The organism is Metabacillus sp. KJ11-3, assembly GCF_055808295.1.
Map to the genome: position 1 here is coordinate 763,781 of NZ_CM147865.1, position 17,463 is coordinate 781,243.

Annotated in this window: 18 protein-coding genes and 1 pseudogene; 14 read left to right on the plus strand and 5 right to left on the minus strand. The window is 35.4% G+C overall.

Features of this window, described 5'->3' with window-relative positions:
* Positions 1 to 28 precede the first annotated feature (28 nt).
* Both pulA and AC0L8O_RS03970 read left to right on the plus strand, forming a co-directional pair.
* Positions 29 to 2,154 (plus strand): annotated as a pseudogene (gene pulA, locus AC0L8O_RS03965) (type I pullulanase).
* Positions 2,155 to 2,376: 222 nt separating this feature from the next.
* A complete protein-coding gene (locus AC0L8O_RS03970; RefSeq protein WP_026561333.1) occupies positions 2,377 to 3,174 on the plus strand; it encodes a phosphotransferase family protein in 798 nt (265 codons plus the stop codon).
* Here AC0L8O_RS03970 and AC0L8O_RS03975 read toward each other — a convergent pair.
* Positions 3,171 to 3,449, minus strand: coding sequence for a YtzH-like family protein (locus tag AC0L8O_RS03975; RefSeq protein ID WP_473446682.1), 279 nt, complete (start codon positions 3,447 to 3,449; stop codon positions 3,171 to 3,173). The two genes, AC0L8O_RS03970 and AC0L8O_RS03975, sit on opposite strands and share 4 nt — an antisense overlap.
* Before the next feature lie 298 nt (positions 3,450 to 3,747).
* Here AC0L8O_RS03975 and trmB point away from each other — a divergent pair, with 298 nt between their 5' ends.
* The 3 genes from trmB to AC0L8O_RS03990 all read left to right on the plus strand — a co-directional run bounded on the left by trmB (position 3,748) and on the right by AC0L8O_RS03990 (position 6,227).
* The gene (gene trmB / locus AC0L8O_RS03980; RefSeq protein WP_473446683.1) at positions 3,748 to 4,404 is read left to right on the plus strand and encodes a tRNA (guanosine(46)-N7)-methyltransferase TrmB; all 657 of its coding nucleotides are present in this window, start codon (positions 3,748 to 3,750) and stop codon (positions 4,402 to 4,404) included.
* A gap of 213 nt (positions 4,405 to 4,617) precedes the next feature.
* Positions 4,618 to 5,337, plus strand: coding sequence for a PRC-barrel domain-containing protein (locus tag AC0L8O_RS03985; protein ID WP_473446684.1), 720 nt, complete (start codon positions 4,618 to 4,620; stop codon positions 5,335 to 5,337).
* A gap of 41 nt (positions 5,338 to 5,378) precedes the next feature.
* Positions 5,379 to 6,227, plus strand: a complete 849-nt coding sequence (locus AC0L8O_RS03990; RefSeq protein WP_473446685.1) for a YtnP family quorum-quenching lactonase — start codon at positions 5,379 to 5,381, stop codon at positions 6,225 to 6,227.
* A 35-nt stretch (positions 6,228 to 6,262) separates the two neighbouring features.
* On the opposite strand, the gene AC0L8O_RS03995 is transcribed toward AC0L8O_RS03990, so the two are convergent.
* Positions 6,263 to 6,574 (minus strand): PepSY domain-containing protein, encoded by a 312-nt coding sequence (locus tag AC0L8O_RS03995; protein ID WP_473446686.1) that lies wholly within the window; start codon positions 6,572 to 6,574, stop codon positions 6,263 to 6,265.
* Between the two features lie 436 nt (positions 6,575 to 7,010).
* Here AC0L8O_RS03995 and AC0L8O_RS04000 point away from each other — a divergent pair, with 436 nt between their 5' ends.
* Positions 7,011 to 8,084 carry a M42 family metallopeptidase gene (locus AC0L8O_RS04000; RefSeq protein WP_473446687.1) on the plus strand — a complete coding sequence of 358 codons (1,074 nt, stop codon included), beginning with the start codon at positions 7,011 to 7,013 and terminating at the stop codon, positions 8,082 to 8,084.
* 21 nt (positions 8,085 to 8,105) lie between these two features.
* A complete protein-coding gene (locus AC0L8O_RS04005; protein ID WP_473446688.1) occupies positions 8,106 to 8,624 on the plus strand; it encodes a DUF84 family protein in 519 nt (172 codons plus the stop codon).
* Positions 8,625 to 8,833: 209 nt separating this feature from the next.
* Here AC0L8O_RS04005 and AC0L8O_RS04010 read toward each other — a convergent pair whose 3' ends face one another.
* The 3 genes from AC0L8O_RS04010 to AC0L8O_RS04020 are packed head-to-tail and all read right to left on the minus strand — an operon-like array spanning position 8,834 to position 10,450.
* Entirely contained in the window at positions 8,834 to 9,766 is a 933-nt protein-coding gene (locus AC0L8O_RS04010; protein WP_473446689.1) for an alpha/beta fold hydrolase, read from the minus strand.
* Positions 9,724 to 9,891 carry a hypothetical protein gene (locus tag AC0L8O_RS04015; RefSeq protein ID WP_473446690.1) on the minus strand — a complete coding sequence of 56 codons (168 nt, stop codon included), beginning with the start codon at positions 9,889 to 9,891 and terminating at the stop codon, positions 9,724 to 9,726. Before AC0L8O_RS04015 ends, AC0L8O_RS04010 begins: the two co-directional genes overlap by 43 nt.
* 1 nt (position 9,892) lies before the next feature.
* Positions 9,893 to 10,450 (minus strand): hypothetical protein, encoded by a 558-nt coding sequence (locus AC0L8O_RS04020; protein WP_473446691.1) that lies wholly within the window; start codon positions 10,448 to 10,450, stop codon positions 9,893 to 9,895.
* 232 nt (positions 10,451 to 10,682) lie between these two features.
* Here AC0L8O_RS04020 and AC0L8O_RS04025 point away from each other — a divergent pair, with 232 nt between their 5' ends.
* The 7 genes from AC0L8O_RS04025 to AC0L8O_RS04055 all read left to right on the plus strand — a co-directional run bounded on the left by AC0L8O_RS04025 (position 10,683) and on the right by AC0L8O_RS04055 (position 17,446).
* Positions 10,683 to 10,919, plus strand: a complete 237-nt coding sequence (locus tag AC0L8O_RS04025; protein ID WP_473446692.1) for a hypothetical protein — start codon at positions 10,683 to 10,685, stop codon at positions 10,917 to 10,919.
* A 111-nt stretch (positions 10,920 to 11,030) separates the two neighbouring features.
* Positions 11,031 to 11,897, plus strand: coding sequence for a R2-like ligand-binding oxidase (locus AC0L8O_RS04030; protein ID WP_473446694.1), 867 nt, complete (start codon positions 11,031 to 11,033; stop codon positions 11,895 to 11,897).
* 197 nt (positions 11,898 to 12,094) lie between these two features.
* The gene (locus tag AC0L8O_RS04035; protein ID WP_473446695.1) at positions 12,095 to 12,592 is read left to right on the plus strand and encodes a hypothetical protein; all 498 of its coding nucleotides are present in this window, start codon (positions 12,095 to 12,097) and stop codon (positions 12,590 to 12,592) included.
* A gap of 153 nt (positions 12,593 to 12,745) precedes the next feature.
* The gene (locus AC0L8O_RS04040) at positions 12,746 to 13,063 is read left to right on the plus strand and encodes a thioredoxin family protein (RefSeq protein WP_026561345.1); all 318 of its coding nucleotides are present in this window, start codon (positions 12,746 to 12,748) and stop codon (positions 13,061 to 13,063) included.
* A 35-nt stretch (positions 13,064 to 13,098) separates the two neighbouring features.
* Entirely contained in the window at positions 13,099 to 13,902 is an 804-nt protein-coding gene (locus AC0L8O_RS04045) for a DUF1444 domain-containing protein (RefSeq protein WP_026561346.1), read from the plus strand.
* Positions 13,903 to 14,198: 296 nt separating this feature from the next.
* Positions 14,199 to 16,748, plus strand: a complete 2,550-nt coding sequence (locus tag AC0L8O_RS04050) for a DNA translocase FtsK (RefSeq protein WP_473446696.1) — start codon at positions 14,199 to 14,201, stop codon at positions 16,746 to 16,748.
* Positions 16,749 to 16,789: 41 nt separating this feature from the next.
* Complete coding sequence (locus AC0L8O_RS04055) at positions 16,790 to 17,446, plus strand: hypothetical protein (RefSeq protein ID WP_473446697.1); 657 nt, start codon at positions 16,790 to 16,792, stop codon at positions 17,444 to 17,446.
* Positions 17,447 to 17,463 lie beyond the last annotated feature (17 nt).

Consider the following 17,463-nt stretch of genomic DNA (forward strand, 5'->3'; position numbering starts at 1 on the left):
TTTAAACTCTCATTTGGGGGTGCTCATTTTGCTTAATATTAATAGGCCATTTGAAGCTTTCTTAGATAAAATAGATGAAGTGACAATTCTTATTCCGAAGGATCGGGATGGAGAAAAGAAGAATTTCTCACTTACATTAAACAAAGGGACTGAACCCCTTTTCATTATAGAACGAATGGATATTGGAACACATAGTAAATATATTTGTAAACTTCCTTGTGAGTTTCAGTTCGGGAAAACGTATATGATTACCGATGAGCAAGGGACAGAAACAGATCTGCAAATTGGTTCTGTTATACGAACCGCTGAGTTTGATAAAATATTTGCCTATCCTGTATCAGATTTAGGAGCAAATTATTCAAAAGAACGTACAGAATGGAAAGTATGGGCACCAACAGCTACACATATGAAACTACGTCTTTATCTTCAAAATGAACAAGTATTTGAAACCTATCAAATGACCAGAGAAGAAAAAGGTACATGGTCTATTTCCTTAGAGGGAGATTATGATGGATATTATTACACCTATCTTGCCTGTATAAATTTATTGTGGAATGAAGCAGTAGATCCTTATACTAAGGCAGTTTCTATTAATGGAAAATATGGTGTAATTATTGATGAACAAAAAACAAATGTACCAAAAAATAAACTTCCTCTTTTAAAAAGCAAAACAGATGCCATTATATACGAAGCCCATATTCGTGATTTCTCTGTCCATGAAAACAGCGGTCTTGTTCATAAGGGAAAATATGAAGCATGGCTTGAAGCTCAAACAAATAACAGCGAAGGTGATCCTACAGGAATTAGTTATTTGCAGGAATTAGGGGTCACACATATCGAACTCTTGCCGGTAAATGATTTTGAAGAAGTGGATGAAAAAAACCGCAAGATTCCTATAATTGGGGCTATAATCCACTTCATTTCTTTGCTCCCGAAGGTAGTTATTCAAAAAATCCGGAAGATCCGTATAAGAGAATTATTGAACTAAAATCAGTTGTTCAATCTCTTCATAAGCAAGGATTGAGAGTCATTCTTGATGTTGTATTTAATCATGTTTATTCAAAAGAAAATTCACCATTTGAAAAATTATTACCAGGTTATTATTTCAGATATGACGAAAATGGAATGCCTTCAAATGGAACAGGTGTAGGAAATGATCTTGCATCCGAACGTTATATGGTAAGAAAATTTATTGTTGATTGTGTCACATATTGGATGAAAGAGTTTGATATTGATGGTTTTCGGTTTGACTTAATGGGAATTCATGATATAGAAACAATGAATCAAGTGGAAGCGGCTGTTCTAACATTAAAGCCGGATGCATTCCTGCTAGGAGAAGGTTGGGATTTAAATACTCCTCTACCATTGGAACAAAAAACAATTATTAAAAATGCACATAAAGTACCCAATATCAGTTTTTTCAATGATCAGTTTCGTGATGTGATTAAAGGAAGTACATTCAGTCTGAATGACACTGGATTTGTGTATGAAAATATGGATAAATTTGATCAAACAAAGCTGCTGATTAGTGGGTCAACAACCATTTTTGCTAATCCCGAACAATCCATCAACTATGTTGAATCACACGACAATCATACTATGTGGGATCGATTCTTCTTATTTTCTGAAACAGAGAAAAAGGAGATAAAGCAAGCAAGGCACCGGTTGGCAACAGGTATTGTCTTATTATCACAGGGAGTCCCTTTTCTACATGCTGGTCAGGAGTTTTTCCGGACGAAAAAAGGTGTGGAGAATAGTTATAATTCCCCTGATCATATCAATTGTCTTAACTGGAGCGACCGTTCAAGTTATAAAGATAATATTGAGTATATTAAAGGATTAATAAAACTAAGAAAACAGCATGGCGGTTTTCGTCTCACAACAAAAAAACTTATTGAGAAGCATTTATCCTTTAGTACCAATCAACAGCTACTCTCTTATCACCTGAGAGATATAGGAGAATTCGGCCCTTGGGAGCAGATATATGTTGTACATCATGTTCAATTAAATCAATCCCATGATTTAAGACTTCCGGGTGATGGGGAATGGATGCAAATTGTAAGTCCGACACATGTCTATTTGGATTCCCCAACTTCAGTGAAAAATGAAATCAATGTAGATAAAATAGGAACGTATGTTTTTTGTAAAAACTAGGATTTTAGTTTTGCTTGACTACTCTTATCATAAGGGGATAAAATTTAATAGGATGGCTATAGTGCAATATTTTTCTATCATTACTAATAGCTATCCTTTTTATGTGAATAAACATTAAACAGAGCATAGTATGGACTGTATTTATACCTGAAAAGGAAAACGTTAAAACATGCTAATCTTAAATGATAAATTATATTACGAAATGTTGGGTTGAAATTGAAGGTGAACTGGTTGGAACAAGTATTAGGTAGTGAGTGGAAGATTACACCTGCTGGAGGAGCAACAGGAGATGCATACTTTGCAACAAATGATGGGCAGGAGCTTTTCTTAAAGCGAAACAGTTCTCCGTTTTTAGCTGTTCTTTCTGCTGAAGGCATCGTTCCAAAGCTAATATGGACAAAGCGAATGGAAAATGGTGATGTAATTACAGCACAACACCGAATTGGCCGTGAGCTTAAACCGAAAGATATGAATGGTCAAAATGTTGCCGAGCTATTAAGAAAAATTCATCGTTCTAAAGAACTTCTTGATATGCTCAAGCGCTTAGGGAAGCAACCGCTCACTCCTAATTCCATTGTGGAAGATATAAAGGAAGCAGTTGCTTTTGAAGGGATAAACCTTTCAATCATAAATGAAGCACTTGAATTATTAACCAAACAGCTGCCAAATGTACAATGTGATGAGCAAGTTGTTTGTCATTGCGATGTCAATCATAATAATTGGCTATTGTCTGAAGAAAACCAACTATATTTAATTGATTGGGATGGTGCAATGATTGCCGATCCGGCTATTGATGTCGGCATATTGTTATACTGGTATATTGATGAAGCTGATTGGAGAGAGTGGCTTTTATCGTATGGACTTATATTGGACGAGCATTTAAAAACAAGAATTTACTGGTATGTGCTTTTACAAGCACTTACTTCATTTTTATGGTATTATGCGAAAAATAATGAAAAAGAAAAACAGAATTGGATTGAGCATATTCACATTATAATGAGAAAGATCATGACATGTTAAGAATAGGTGTCAATATCTTGAATCCACTGAGACAATTGTTGTTGATGTGATTCAATATGCTGATCCAGAGCTGTTGAATTTTTGCCAGCTTGACTGTAAGAATAAATATCTTCCAGTAAGGTTTTCGCTTGTTGGTTTGTATTTCCGTGAACCATCAACGATTTAATGACTCTTTCAAGTTGTTCACACTCTGCAACTGTTCCACAGCATTCACTTTGATGATCTGATAAAATATCTTTTAATAAATTCACTTGGTCATGGTATTGGATTGGCAAAATAAACACTCCTTTTCATTGGCCATATACATATAATGTGTGACTTTAGAACAAAAATATTCAAGAATAGGCCAAGTAAGGATGAGAGAAGTAAGGGAACAGCCTTAATTCAATTCATTCTTTTTCTTTGTACTACCAGAAAGTATATAAATTTTATTGATGAGATCAAGGCGCTTGCGCTATTCTAATTAGTTTCTAAAAGATGTCTTAAATATCGGTAAGAACGAAATAATCCTTGCGGATCATGTTTTATTCATGGTATCTTTTAGAACGATATTAAATCGATAGAGGTGTCTACATGCGTTTACGTCACAAACCTTGGGCCGGTGATTTTATTGCCGAGCACTCAGAATATGCTATTTCAAATCCTGAACAATATAAAGGGAAATGGCATGAGGTCTTTGGAAATAATAATCCAATTCATATAGAAGTAGGAACAGGTAAAGGTCAATTTTTAGCAGGAATGTCCCAACAGAATTCTGATATTAATTACTTAGGTATTGAGTTATTCGATAGTGTAATTGTTGCAGCTATTCAAAAAGCTGTGGATTTACAGAGCCGTAACTTAAAATTTCTTAATGTAAATGCTAAAGATTTAGCAGAATATTTTGCACCTGGTGAAATTGATCGAGTTTATTTGAATTTTTCAGATCCATGGCCAAAATCGCGTCATGCTAAAAGAAGACTCACATATAGAAGTTTTTTGGCATTGTATGAAGAAATTCTTGTAAAAGGTGGAGAAATTCATTTTAAAACAGATAATCAAGGTTTATTTGAATATTCTTTAATAAGCTTCTCTGAATATGGATTACAATTAAAGTTTGTCAGTTTAGATCTTCATAATAGCGAATATGAGGGTAATGTCATGACAGAGTATGAAGAGAAATTTTCAGAAAAAGGTCAGAGGATTTACCGTGTTGAAGCAAAATATTTGAACGATGCTATTCAAAATTAAAATAGATGATGAAAAAAACACCACGGTTATCTGTGGTGTTTTTTTATTTCTTCAACCAAACAATGCAGCTTCACAAATACCCTTGATCCTACATATAAATAAATGAATTGCTGAGTTAATTGCCTATATAAGGTTCTTACTATTTAGAACGATCTATGTTTGCCCAAGGAGATTTTCCTTACTAAATTGTGATCAAACAGGGGTGCTTGGAAAATGAAAAAAGCGAAAGAATTATTAAATCTTCCTATTATCAATATTACGGGAGGAAGTCAGGTAGGCTTTGTTAAAGATCTGGTTATTGATCCAAATGAGTTGTCTGTAGAATTTTTTATTGTTGGCCAGGGGGATTGGCAAGTGGGTTTAAATGCTCTTCGGTATGAGAATGTCATTGGTGTCGGAGAGTTTGCTGTCGTTGTAGAAGGAGATCAATCTTTACTGGACTTAAGAGACATACCTTTATTATATAAAAAAGGTAACTTAAATGGAGCTCAAGTTGTGACAACAGGAGGAGACTTTGCAGGAAGGATCGTCGATTATTACTTCAATGAAGAAAATGGTCAATTAGAGAGCTTACTCATCAATTCGTCTAACCAGGAATTGTTTTTTCCAATCGAAAACGTTATTTCCCTTGGCAGAGAATTTATAATGGTTAATGGATCAATATCGGAAATGATTCCAAGAATGGAAGGCAATGACCAGCAGGGAGCGGCTTTACAAAGACGGGAAGGACAACAGAATATTAAGAAAGAGGCACTAAAGGTCATGTTAAGCGAATTAATGAAAAAAGACCTTTCCAAAGAAATCAATACCCCCAAAAAACAGAGGAAGAGTAGAGAATCGTTATTTTTACTTAATCATGTGACCAGGTCATCAACGACTTTGGTCTTTTGTTGTTTTTGGAATGTTGCATCGAGTATGTCAAATTTTCTTTAAAAACTGTTCATATGGTAAAATTATATAGGGAGGGATTTGAAATGGAAACACTTCAAATAGGGCAGACAATCATTACGTGGCTAAATGGCGGAGTAACCCATATGGATGGAGGAGCGATGTTCGGGGTAGTTCCAAAACCATTATGGTCGAAAAAGTATGCTGTAAATGAAAAAAACCAAATTGAACTCAGAACAGATCCATTGCTTATCCAAAAAAACGGTCTGAATATTTTGCTGGAAGCAGGAATAGGGTCCGGTAAACTAACCGAAAAGCAAATGAGAAACTATGGGGTAGAAGAAGAATCGTCAGTTGAAGAGTCTCTAAAAAAATTAGGATTAACGACTGAGGACATCCATTATGTATTAATGACTCACATGCATTTTGATCATGCCTGCGGATTAACGAAGTGGGAAAATGGCAGTTTGACATCAGTTTTTCCTAAAGCGAAAATTATGACGTCATCTATTGAATGGGAAGAGATGCAACATCCGAATATAAGATCTGCAAATACATATTGGAAACAAAATTGGGAAGCTGTTAAAGATCAAGTAACAACATTTGATTCAACGATTTCAATACTGGACGGTTTAGAAATGCATCATACAGGTGGACATAGCGATGGACATAGCATCGTCATTCTGCAGGATGAAGGAGAAACCCTTGTCCATATGGCTGATTTAATGCCGACACATGCCCATGAAAATCCGTTATGGGTACTTGCCTACGATGATTATCCTATGACATCCATCGAAAATAAGCAGAAGTGGATTGATTTTGGAAAACAACACCAAGCATGGTTTACATTCTATCATGATGCTGTTTATCGGGGCATAAAATGGGATGGGAATGGTGAAATTGTCGATAAGCTTGATCGAATAATGAATAAATGATAGGGGCATAAATCGATTAAATGCCCCCGTATTTATTAATGAATCCGATCAACATGCACGATTGTTCCTGTTTTTTTATCAACGAAAGCTTCATATTGCTCGAGATGATGATCTACTGACCTTGAAACACCGGCTTTGTAAACATCATAGGATAGATGCTCATTGGAAAAAGTTTCAGGAACTGTATATATCCATGATCCATCGATAGGCCCTTTTTCTTTAAAAGCCTTTTTTACAATTTCAAGTGCTTTATCAGAAGATATACTGTGAGGCATTATTTGATCTTTCATAAAATAAGTTCCAGCAATACCTATACCTAATCCTAATAAAAAGTACCTTGTTTTCATATTTTCAACACCCCTTTAGTTTTATGTATACATGACTAGTACAACGGGTATTCATATTCCTTCTTCTATTAGTATACAAAAACCATAGGTGCATGTTAAGGCAGAATAAAAGAAGAGAAACATTTATAACAGGATATAAAGTTTTTTATTTACATAAGGGCTTTTTGTAATTCAGTTTTCGAATGATGATGCTATAAAACACTATTCAAAAATGATAGTGGAATGGAGAGGAAGCCACTTGACTCCTGCGGGAAGTAGAGGAAAGGCTGAGACCCCACAGGCGAAGCCGAGGAGACTCAGCTTCCTCCACGCGGAAAGCAAGTGGCTGGAGCGTAATGGAACGAACTATTTTCTATCTTTTTGCATTAAAGAGCATAAGTTTTGAAAATATTTACAGTGTTATATAAAAAGCTATTTGGCTGAAAAGAGGGATTATATGAACCAAGAAACATTAGAATTATTTAAAACATTAACAGAACTGCCCGGAGCACCTGGAAACGAGCATCAAGTAAGATCATTTATGAGAACGCAACTTGAACCACTATCAGATGAAATTGTTCAAGACAAATTAGGCAGTATTTTTGGTGTTAGACGTGGAAAAGAAAACGAACCGACGATCATGGTGGCCGGCCATATGGATGAAGTAGGCTTTATGGTTACGGCTATTACAGACAATGGCATGCTTCGATTTCAGCCACTTGGAGGTTGGTGGAGTCAAGTTCTTTTGGCTCAAAGAGTACAAATTATCACCGACAACGGTCCAATCATCGGTGTTGTTGGTTCAATTCCTCCCCATCTTTTAAGTGAAGGCCAACGAAATAAGCCGATGGACATAAAAAATATGTTGATCGATATTGGTGCAGATGACCGCGAAGATGCGAAAAAAATTGGAATTAAGCCAGGGCAGCAAATTGTACCTATTTGTCCGTTCACTCCTATGGCAAACCCTAAGAAAATCCTGGCAAAAGCATGGGATAACCGTTATGGATGCGGTTTAGCGATAGAGCTTCTTAAAGAATTAAAAGATGAGGATCTTCCTCACACATTATATTCAGGAGCCACTGTACAGGAAGAAGTTGGTCTGCGGGGAGCACAAACAGCTGCAACGATGATTAATCCTGACCTGTTTTTTGCACTTGATGCAGGACCGGCTAATGATATGAGTGGAGATAAAAAGGAATTCGGTCAGCTTGGAAAAGGTGCTGTACTCCGCATTCTTGATCGTTCAATGGTCACTCATCGTGGAATGAGAGAATTTGTACTTGATATGGCAGAAACTCATAACATTCCATATCAATACTTTGTGTCCCAAGGCGGAACAGATGCTGGTCGGGTCCATGTTTCAAACAGTGGAGTCCCATCAACAGTAATTGGAGTAAGCTCACGATATATTCATACTTCAGGGTCAATTTTACATGTAGATGATTATGCGGCGGCAAAAGAACTTCTCATAAAGCTTGTTAAATCATGTGATATAACTACAGTTCAATCGATAAAACGTAATTCGTAATTTTATAAGGGAGATGCAACAGTGAAAATTGCAATAGGAACAAAAAATCCTACCAAAGTTAAAGCGGTGAATGATGCATTTGCTTCATTCATAGAAGCTGAATTTTATTCAACAAATGTCCCTTCCAATGTTTCGGCACAGCCTCTTACAGATTTGGAAACATTAACAGGTGCAATCAATCGGGCAAAGAATGCGTTGGAAGCTGAAAGAGCCGATCTTGGAGTTGGTTTAGAAGGCGGGCTCATCAAAACTGATTTTGGCTATTTCTTATGTAATTGGGGAGCCATTTATGTAAAAGATCAACAGCCTATTATTGCAGGTGGAGCAAGGATAGTAGTACCTGATGAAATAGGAGAGCTTGTTTTTTCTGGTCGAGAATTAGGTGATGTGATGGATATATATGCAAGGAAAAAGAATGTTCGTCACAATGAAGGAGCTATTGGCATTTTTACAAATGGGATTGTGGATCGGACCACAATGTTTAAAGAGCTTTCCAATCTTTTGATTGGTCAGTATTTATATAAACAAAATGTGCAATGAAAAGTCAAAAATCCCTTCAGTTGTATGTTCAACTGAGGGGATTTTGTTTTCGTCTAGGAAATGATAAAATTTTTTGAACTGTGGATAAGTGTGCGACATCTAGCTCCGAAGCACAGGATGTGCAAGTGCAGTCTTTGCGACAGGACGTCGCGTTTTTGACTGCCTCGAGGTCATAAGCCCGAGGCTGATCAAGGTGCTTGCGCTTTTGTTCATATTGGTTCTGAGCGTTGAGGCAACCAATTAGCTAAATAGGAGGGCAGATCTCTATCATTTGCTCTTGTTGTATGTCCACCATCTTCCAATAAAAATGTCTTATCTTTACTTGAAACAAAATCAATAACACGCATATTTTGTTCCTTTAAGACAAGACGATCATGTTCAGTGGAGATGACCAATAGATTGGCATGAATATTTTTTAGTTCTGCTTTTTTTCCATGAATGATTAATCCGCCATCAATTAATTTGTTTTTCTTCCCTAATTCATTCATTAATTCTTTCATAGCTGCACCTGAAAAAGGAATATGCCCATCTGTCCATGTTTTTAATCTTTTCCATTTTTCAACATAGTTCTCATCATGAGCTTTATTAAGTAAAGAAAGGTATGGGCTAAAATAAATCGGATTTGTCACCATTCTCATTCCGGCTTTCATGGAATGGCCGGAAATTAAACCAACAGCATCTAAAAGCCTATTAATATTTAGTTTATCCTCTTTACTTGCCTGAGCTAGTTTATCGAAAAAAGGAACGACCTCAAAATCGATCGGAGAAACATTTAAAATGAGGTTTCGGATGGGCTCCTCAGCAATCGTTGCGTACATTGTAGCTAATGTACCGCCAAGACAATATCCGATAATGGTTAATTCATCTGCTTTAGAGTGTCGAAGTGCTCTTTTTACTGCTTTTTGAATGTAATCTACAACATAGTCACTTGCAGATATATCTTTGTCTTCATATCCAGGGATACCAAAGTCCATTAAATAGACTTCAAATCCATTTCGTGTGAAATTTTCGATGACACTATTTCCAGGTGCCATATCTAAAATAAACGGCTGATTAACAAGGGAGTAGACGAGAAAAAGAGGAACATTATATTTTTTTTCTACAGGGGCGTAATACCATAAAGTAGCTTTGTTTTTTTCCAAATCGCTTCCCTGGGAGTAGCACCAATCTTTGGAGTCGGGCGGTTCCAAGCGTTTAAAAAGCCCTTCCATCTTTTTAATTCTGTTTCAAGGTCATACTTTGGGCCGGAATTATGCTGATTATTCATATTAATTCCCCCATTTATTAGCCTGTTTTTCTTGAAGTCGATTCAATAGCTTTTTGTTTATTTCCTTTAAATCCACTTGACCCGGCGGCTTCATTAGTTCTCTTTGTAATTCCTCTTTTAGTGTATTCGTATTTGATTTTGCTGCTAATTTTTGCTTATATGGTAACACTCTATTTTTAATTGTCGTTTCTAACCCTTCTAGTGGAGTTGGGATGTCTTTAACATCCTGTAAGATCATCATTTTAAGTTCTTTGACTAAATTCAAAACCTCATGTAGCTCCTCCTCAACGTTATCCAGCTTATCTTCGGACTGAACAATTAATTTTCCTAACCGTCCTACATCCCTTTTGGTAGGAAAATTTAATTGTGAAGACAGTTGCTCAACATAGTCATGTATGGCTTCAATTAAGTGTGCAAGTACGTGACCAGCTGTATTGGCAGTAAGAGCTACTTCTTCTTTATTCAATTGATCTTGAATATATTTATTCACTTTTCCCTCTAGTTGGAAACCCAGCTTTTTTAAGAGTGAAAACAATTCTGGTTTTTCACTGTTTGACATAACCTATTTAATCCTCCAATCTAACGTTCTCCGTATACGTTTTATAAAAACTTTTATACTCTATTTTAGATAGTAATGATAGAAAAGGTGCATAAAATAATGAGTTTGCCTTAGCCTGATTTTAAAAATAGATAACTAATTTAATGAAAAATAGTTTTGTATCCGTAACCTGAAAGTAGAGTTGCGAATAAACTATCTCGTTTACTTAAATATGTAGAGGAGGGATAAAGTTATGACTGAAAAACAATTTCTGGATTTACTTGACGATCATGATGCTCATCGAAACATACAACCATACTATGAACAATTGATGTCTTCACAGGTACTGAGGTTTATGGATGTAGAACTAGTAGATGCGTTTTTATCGCATTTTGAATTAAGTGAGGATATGACCTTTGAAGAGTTTATAGGCCTGTACAAAATATTTGAAGTAGTCTATGAGAAAGATAAATTTCCTATTATCTATTAAACAGATTTTTATTGCTTATCAATTCTTAACATGTTTCTTTTAAAACAAGAGCGGTTGTCTATACACAATTGTATATCCCTCATACCATAGTGTAAAAGGAGGGTAATATCTATGAGAAAGAAACTCATTACAACGAGTACAAGAGGAATAAAGGAAACGGCCTTCCCGTATCAGTTATATCAAAAAGCAAAAAAATTCGGAGCATGGAATCCTCAAGATATAGATTTTACGCAAGACAAAGAGGATTGGAAAAACCTTTCTACGAGACATCGCGATTGGATTATAAAACTACTTGCTCAGTTTCAAGGAGGAGAAGAGGCCGTAACACACGATTTACTACCCCTTCTTAAAATTGCTTCTATTGAAGGGAGAATCGAGGAGGAATTGTTTTTAACAACCTTTCTCTATGATGAAGCAAAGCATACAGAACTATTTAGAAAAGTTTTAGATGAGTTGGGTGAAAGAGAAGATTTAACACACCTGCATTCAAAAACATATCGGAAGTTTTTTTATGAAATCCTCCCTGATACAATGGAACAACTGTGGAATCATCCTACTCCGGAAGCACTTGCTGATGCAGCTACTGTATATAATATGTTTTCAGAAGGAGTATTAGCGGAAACAGGGTATAAAGTTTTCTCAGATGGATTAAACAAAATGGGGATCATGCCCGGATTATTAAAAGGTATTGAATATTTAAAAAAAGACGAATCTAGGCATATTGCATATGGGACGTATTTGCTTCAACGATTAATTAGTGAGCATCCTCAGCTTTTTGATCGGGTAATCAAAAAAATGGAAGAATTGGCCCCTCTGGCTCTAGCTTTAAACGAGGAAGGAATGGCCTTTGAAGAGGATGAAAAAGGAAAAACAGCTACTCAAGAACTAATCAATTTCTCTAAGAAACAATTAATGACTCGAATTGAAATTCTTTCAAGAGCTAAAACAAAAAGTATTGATGAATTATATCCTTATTAAGGTAGAGAGGCTAGGAGATGTTCCTAGTCTTTTATGTTGTATGTAATTCTCCTACTATGTAAACAATATACACCATAAAACTTGTCAAATAGAAAAAATTAAAGGTAGAATTAAATAGGGCCTTTTTTCCTATCGTGGATGAAGGGTGGGTAAATCCTGAGGAGATTAAGTTGTCTTTTCATTAGAGGAGGATTTATATGAGAATATTTTCTTGCTTTTTAAGTGGAATTGTCTTAATTATTTTAACAGGCTGTATGCCATCAAGTGAAGAAATAAAGAAAGAAACGATAGAAAATGCAGAACAAGCTTTTTCAAGTAAGAAACAAAAGTCAAATGAATCATCTGACCTGTTTTCCTATTATATTCCAGATGATTTTCAAGTGAAAGAAACAAAAAAAGCGAATGTTCTGCTTGAAAAGGGGAATCAAAGCTTTATTCTTTTTGTTAATCAAAATGAAGATGAAAGCAGTAAGGTTTCCTTTGAAACACTAGCGGAACAATATAAAGAACCTTTCATATCTGAAACATTTGAAAGAGATAATGAATTTGGATATATATTTGTAGTCAAGGTTGATAAAAACTTGTATGAAGTAACAGTTGGTTTAGGTGGGACAAAGCTTACGACAGAATCGGAAGCACATAATCTGCACGATGATGTACAAGTAATGATGGAAATTGTGAAATCTGTTCAATAGGAAAGAAAATCCCTGTGTTTACCACGGGTTTTTTTGTTAGTTAGGTTCGAAAAACACATTTTGCAAGGTGGCTAAGTGGAATCAAAAGAGGATATCATATAAACTATAATATGTAACAAAAAGTAAGGTTGCATGAATAAAGGAGGACTAACAATGAAACAGCTACAATCCATTGATGAATATAAAAAGATCACACAAGAAGAAAAGGTTATTCTGATGTTTTCTGCTGATTGGTGCCCGGACTGTCGAGTAATCGAACCTATTCTACCAGAGATAGAGCAGGAAAATAGCGAATTTACTTTTTATTATGTAGATCGTGACGAGTACATTGATTTATGTGCGGAGCTGAATGTTTATGGAATTCCAAGCTTTGTCGCATTTCATGAAGGAAAAGAAGTAGGTCGTTTTGTTAATAAAGAACGTAAATCGAAAGAACAAATTCAGGAGTTTATTGATAGTATTTCAATATAAAGAGATGTGAAAGTGTTTAGAAAGGAGGGGTAGAGATGAAAATGACATCAAGAAAATTAGTCGAAATACTAAAAAACCAACTTTCTAATCAAGGCTTAAAGTTTCATTTTGATCGTGAAAAAGACACACTACGAATAGAAGACGATGAAACCAAAAAAGGTGTAACGCTGTCAATGCCAGGCATTATAGCCAAATGGGAGACAAAAAACCAAAATGCGATAGATGAAGTTGTTTATTATGTTGAAGAAGCTCTTCATGCAATGAAAAATCAGCAGGAGCTAACAGGTAAGGAAAAATCAATTTTTCCGGTTATCCGCTCAACTTCCTTTCCAACTGAAAGCAATGAAGGCATTGCATTAGTTTATACAGACCACACAGCTGAGACACGAATCTATTACGCGCTTGACCTAGGTAATACCTATAGGCTGATTGATGAGAAAATGATGCAAAGGGAAAATTGGAATATTGAGCAAATCAAAGAGATTGCATCATTTAATATAAGGTCATTAAAGACAAGTGTGAAAGAAGATCATGTCGCAGGAAATGTTTTCTATTTCTTAAATGCTAATGATGGTTACGATGCAAGCCGTATATTAAATGAAAGTCTTCTCCATTCGTATAAAGAAAGAATGGTTGGGAAAATGGCTGTTGCTGTTCCACACCAGGATGTCCTCATTATTGTTGACATTCAAAACGAAACGGGATATGACATTTTGGCTCAATTAACGATGAGCTTTTTCGCAAGCGGAAGAGTTCCTATTACAGCTTTGTCATTCTTGTATGAAAACAATGAGTTGGAGCCAATCTTCATTTTAGGGAAAAATAAGCCCAAGCTTTGATTTAAATAGTATGAATGTAACCATAAATAGAGGGCTTTATTAACACCCATAAAAAAACAATTGAAACGTAACATGTACATATAAATGAAAAAGGAGGCGCCGAGCAATCATAAACAATTGCATTGGTACCTCTTTTTTTATGAATACAAATGGTGAAACATAATTTTCTTTTACACTTATATCTACAAATTCAGACATTTATTGATACAATAGAAGAGATATTTTTTAGTTCTTAAATAAATGGCTCCTTGATTATGGGATGAGCCATATTTTGATTATATTGAAAGAGTGATAATATGAGTTGGTTTAAAAAAATGGTTTCACTATTGTTCGGAGATGAAGAAGAAACGGAGACAGATGCTCTTGAGCATCAGCCAAAATCTCATCAAGAGCATCAATCAGTAAAAAATGTTCTTAGCGATCCAAAAACAACTGAATGGGAAAACCGTCAGCAGATGAAAGCTGAGGCAAGAGTTTCCTATCAATATCCAAAAGGGAATTTTCGATTTCCTATTATTCCTGATGAAAGACATATAAAAAGAGTTGAACGTCCAAGAAGAAAAGACAATCAAGAAAACAATCAAAGGAAGCAAGCTGAGAAAAAAACTCAAGAATATAAAAGCTTCGATCGATATAAACAGGCACAGGAATCGGCGGTTGAAAAGAAAGAAATAACATACGCAAAGAAAAGGCCGTTTCATCCAACAGCTATTCCATCACCGGTTTATGGGTTTCAGCCTAGAGATGAGAGGATAAAGAATCGGCCAATTCACCTCGATAACAATAGGAATCATCATGAACAAAAGCTTGCAGCTGAAACAATAGAATCCGTGGAAGAAAAGATCACTTCAATAGAACTTGAAGAATCATATGAACCAAATCATATCATGGAACAAGTACATAGAGATGAACAGCAGCCTGCTCATCTTCCAGATGATCAACTTACTGCAGTTGATGAAGATGAAGATGAGGATACATCATTAACTTTTGAGATTGATAGTAAAGAAATAAAAACTGAAATTCAACTTGAGGAAGAAGATCTTGTAGATGAGGCTCTAACGATTGTAAAAACAGAGTATCAAAAACAAATACATGATGATCAAGTAAATTTAAAAGAAATAACGAAGCATGAAGAACAGGCTGAGTACCGATATGAAGAAAATGAAGCTATCATTGAACTAGAAGAAACTCTACAAGAAGGTGAACAGCATGATGAGATCATACATGCTGAAAATACGATAATTGTAGAGCAATCTCCATCAACTGAGGAAGAGCAGACAGAAACAGAAAGTATGAAACAGGAGAAACCAGATAGTACAAGCCATAGTCATAGTGAAAACACACCTAGACGCAAGTCAGCTCCATTTAATGTGATGATGTTAGGGAGAGATAAGCAAAAATTAAGAGAGAAAAGTCAGGAACATGGCTATCAATTTCCATCACTTAACTATTTAAATGTAGCGGATAGAGAAGTAATCGAAGATCATACTTGGCTAGAATCTCAAAAAGATCTTTTGAATGTCACATTAAAAAACTTTAATGTGAGAGCCAGTGTTGTAAATGTTACACAAGGACCTTCTGTAACACGGTTTGAAGTACATCCTGAGCCGGGAGTAAAGGTAAATAAGATAACAAATTTGAGTGATGATATTAAATTAAGCCTATCTGCTAAAGACATAAGAATTGAGGCACCAATCCCAGGGAAAAATACAATAGGAATTGAAGTCCCTAATAAAGTAAGTAAGATGGTTTACTTACGGGAAATCTTAAGAAGTACTGAGTTTCGTTCAAATCCTTCACCGATGACTGCCGTATTAGGTTTAGATATTGCCGGACAACCAGCTGTTACAGATTTAAAGAAGATGCCACATGGTTTGATAGCAGGAGCAACCGGATCCGGGAAAAGTGTGTGTATCAATACTATTCTTATTAGCTTGTTATATAAGGCTTCACCACATGAAGTGAAATTAATGCTAATTGACCCAAAAATGGTTGAATTAGCACCTTATAATGAAATTCCTCATCTTGTAAGTCCGGTGATTACAGATGTAAAAGCTGCAACAGCTGCATTAAAATGGGCTGTGGAGGAAATGGAAAGACGCTATGAATTATTTGCACACTCCGGTACCAGGGAAATTACAAGATATAATCAGCTCGTCAAAGAGCACAGACAAGGTGAGCATTTACCATATCTAGTCATTATCATAGATGAGTTAGCTGATTTAATGATGGTTGCTCCAAATGATGTTGAGGAAGCGATTTGTCGGATTGCTCAAAAAGCACGGGCATGTGGTATTCATCTTATTGTTGCAACTCAAAGACCATCTGTTGATGTTATTACAGGATTAATTAAAGCAAATATCCCAACAAGAATTGCGTTTTCTGTGTCATCACAGGTTGATTCAAGGACAATTATTGATGTAAATGGAGCTGAGAAATTATTAGGTAAAGGTGATATGCTGTTTTTGGAAAATGGTTCATCAAAAGCAGTTAGACTTCAAGGTACCTTTGTATCAGATGAAGAAATTGAGCGAGTTGTGAAACATGTGAAGCTTCAATCAAAGCCTGATTATTTATTTCATCAAGATGAATTGGTAAAAAAAGCGACCATTCAATCAGAAGAGGATGAGCTATTCCTTGAGGCCTGTGAGTTTGTCGTAAATCAGGGTGGTGCATCAACATCCAGTCTGCAAAGAAGATTTAGAATTGGATACAATCGTGCCGCCAGATTAATCGATATGATGGAAGAACAAGGAATTATCTCCGAAAATCGAGGAAGCAAGCCAAGAGATGTGTTAATCTCTGAAGAAGAGTTAGATGCAATTCACGAAACCCACGTGCTTTAAAAAATATGATAAGATACGATTAAAAAGGTAAGGTTTTTTGTATGGATAATATTGTTTATCTACAAGCTCTTCGAAAAGAAAAAGAAAATCAACTCACAACTTTTATATGTGACCATTTAAAGGCGGTCCATACACATGTTGACCGCCATGTAAACATAAGGGAAAAAGTAAAAGCAAAACATATTTTAACTAAAAAGCTTTTGAATGAGAAATCAGCGGTTTTAACTTTATCTCAAGAGCAATTATTTAAAGACTGGTTTACGTTTGATTATTTAACGATAAAAGGCTTGACCAACTATCAAACTTATATTAAATACGGGAACCGCATGAAGCATCCACTGGATTCTGTCGTACATGCTTTATTTATGGCTAGTGTACTTGAACCATTTAAAGTAATAAAATATGATAAACCACATATACATGCAAAGAAATTACTAACGAATGAAATCTGCACAATAAAGCTCGATGAAGGAATTCCTGATTTACATGATAATGAATGGGTCTTTTTACGCTCAATTCCTGTATTTGATGATTTATTTTTAATAAGTGATATGTTTATTCAACATGATCATATGATGATGGATGAATTACATATACACTTCGAAAAAAGTCCTGATAGTTGGCGTACATTTTTAAAGAAATATTCCATAAAATATAGTTGGAATTGTACAAAGGTGAAATTGAGTTCAATAGAGTAATTCGATTTTTCATAGTC

What these genes read in the sequence shown, in the direction of transcription:
- trmB (WP_473446683.1), top strand. Translation starts at nt 3,748, where the DNA reads ATGCGTTTACGTCACAAACCTTGGGCCGGTGATTTTATTGCCGAGCAC.
- AC0L8O_RS03985 (WP_473446684.1), top strand. Translation starts at nt 4,618, where the DNA reads ATGAAAAAAGCGAAAGAATTATTAAATCTTCCTATTATCAATATTACG.
- AC0L8O_RS03990 (WP_473446685.1), top strand. Translation starts at nt 5,379, where the DNA reads ATGGAAACACTTCAAATAGGGCAGACAATCATTACGTGGCTAAATGGC.
- AC0L8O_RS03995 (WP_473446686.1), bottom strand. Translation starts at nt 6,574, where the DNA reads ATGAAAACAAGGTACTTTTTATTAGGATTAGGTATAGGTATTGCTGGA.
- AC0L8O_RS04000 (WP_473446687.1), top strand. Translation starts at nt 7,011, where the DNA reads ATGAACCAAGAAACATTAGAATTATTTAAAACATTAACAGAACTGCCC.
- AC0L8O_RS04015 (WP_473446690.1), bottom strand. Translation starts at nt 9,891, where the DNA reads ATGAATAATCAGCATAATTCCGGCCCAAAGTATGACCTTGAAACAGAA.
- AC0L8O_RS04020 (WP_473446691.1), bottom strand. Translation starts at nt 10,450, where the DNA reads ATGTCAAACAGTGAAAAACCAGAATTGTTTTCACTCTTAAAAAAGCTG.
- AC0L8O_RS04025 (WP_473446692.1), top strand. Translation starts at nt 10,683, where the DNA reads ATGACTGAAAAACAATTTCTGGATTTACTTGACGATCATGATGCTCAT.
- AC0L8O_RS04030 (WP_473446694.1), top strand. Translation starts at nt 11,031, where the DNA reads ATGAGAAAGAAACTCATTACAACGAGTACAAGAGGAATAAAGGAAACG.
- AC0L8O_RS04035 (WP_473446695.1), top strand. Translation starts at nt 12,095, where the DNA reads ATGAGAATATTTTCTTGCTTTTTAAGTGGAATTGTCTTAATTATTTTA.
- AC0L8O_RS04040 (WP_026561345.1), top strand. Translation starts at nt 12,746, where the DNA reads ATGAAACAGCTACAATCCATTGATGAATATAAAAAGATCACACAAGAA.
- AC0L8O_RS04045 (WP_026561346.1), top strand. Translation starts at nt 13,099, where the DNA reads ATGAAAATGACATCAAGAAAATTAGTCGAAATACTAAAAAACCAACTT.
- AC0L8O_RS04050 (WP_473446696.1), top strand. Translation starts at nt 14,199, where the DNA reads ATGAGTTGGTTTAAAAAAATGGTTTCACTATTGTTCGGAGATGAAGAA.
- AC0L8O_RS04055 (WP_473446697.1), top strand. Translation starts at nt 16,790, where the DNA reads ATGGATAATATTGTTTATCTACAAGCTCTTCGAAAAGAAAAAGAAAAT.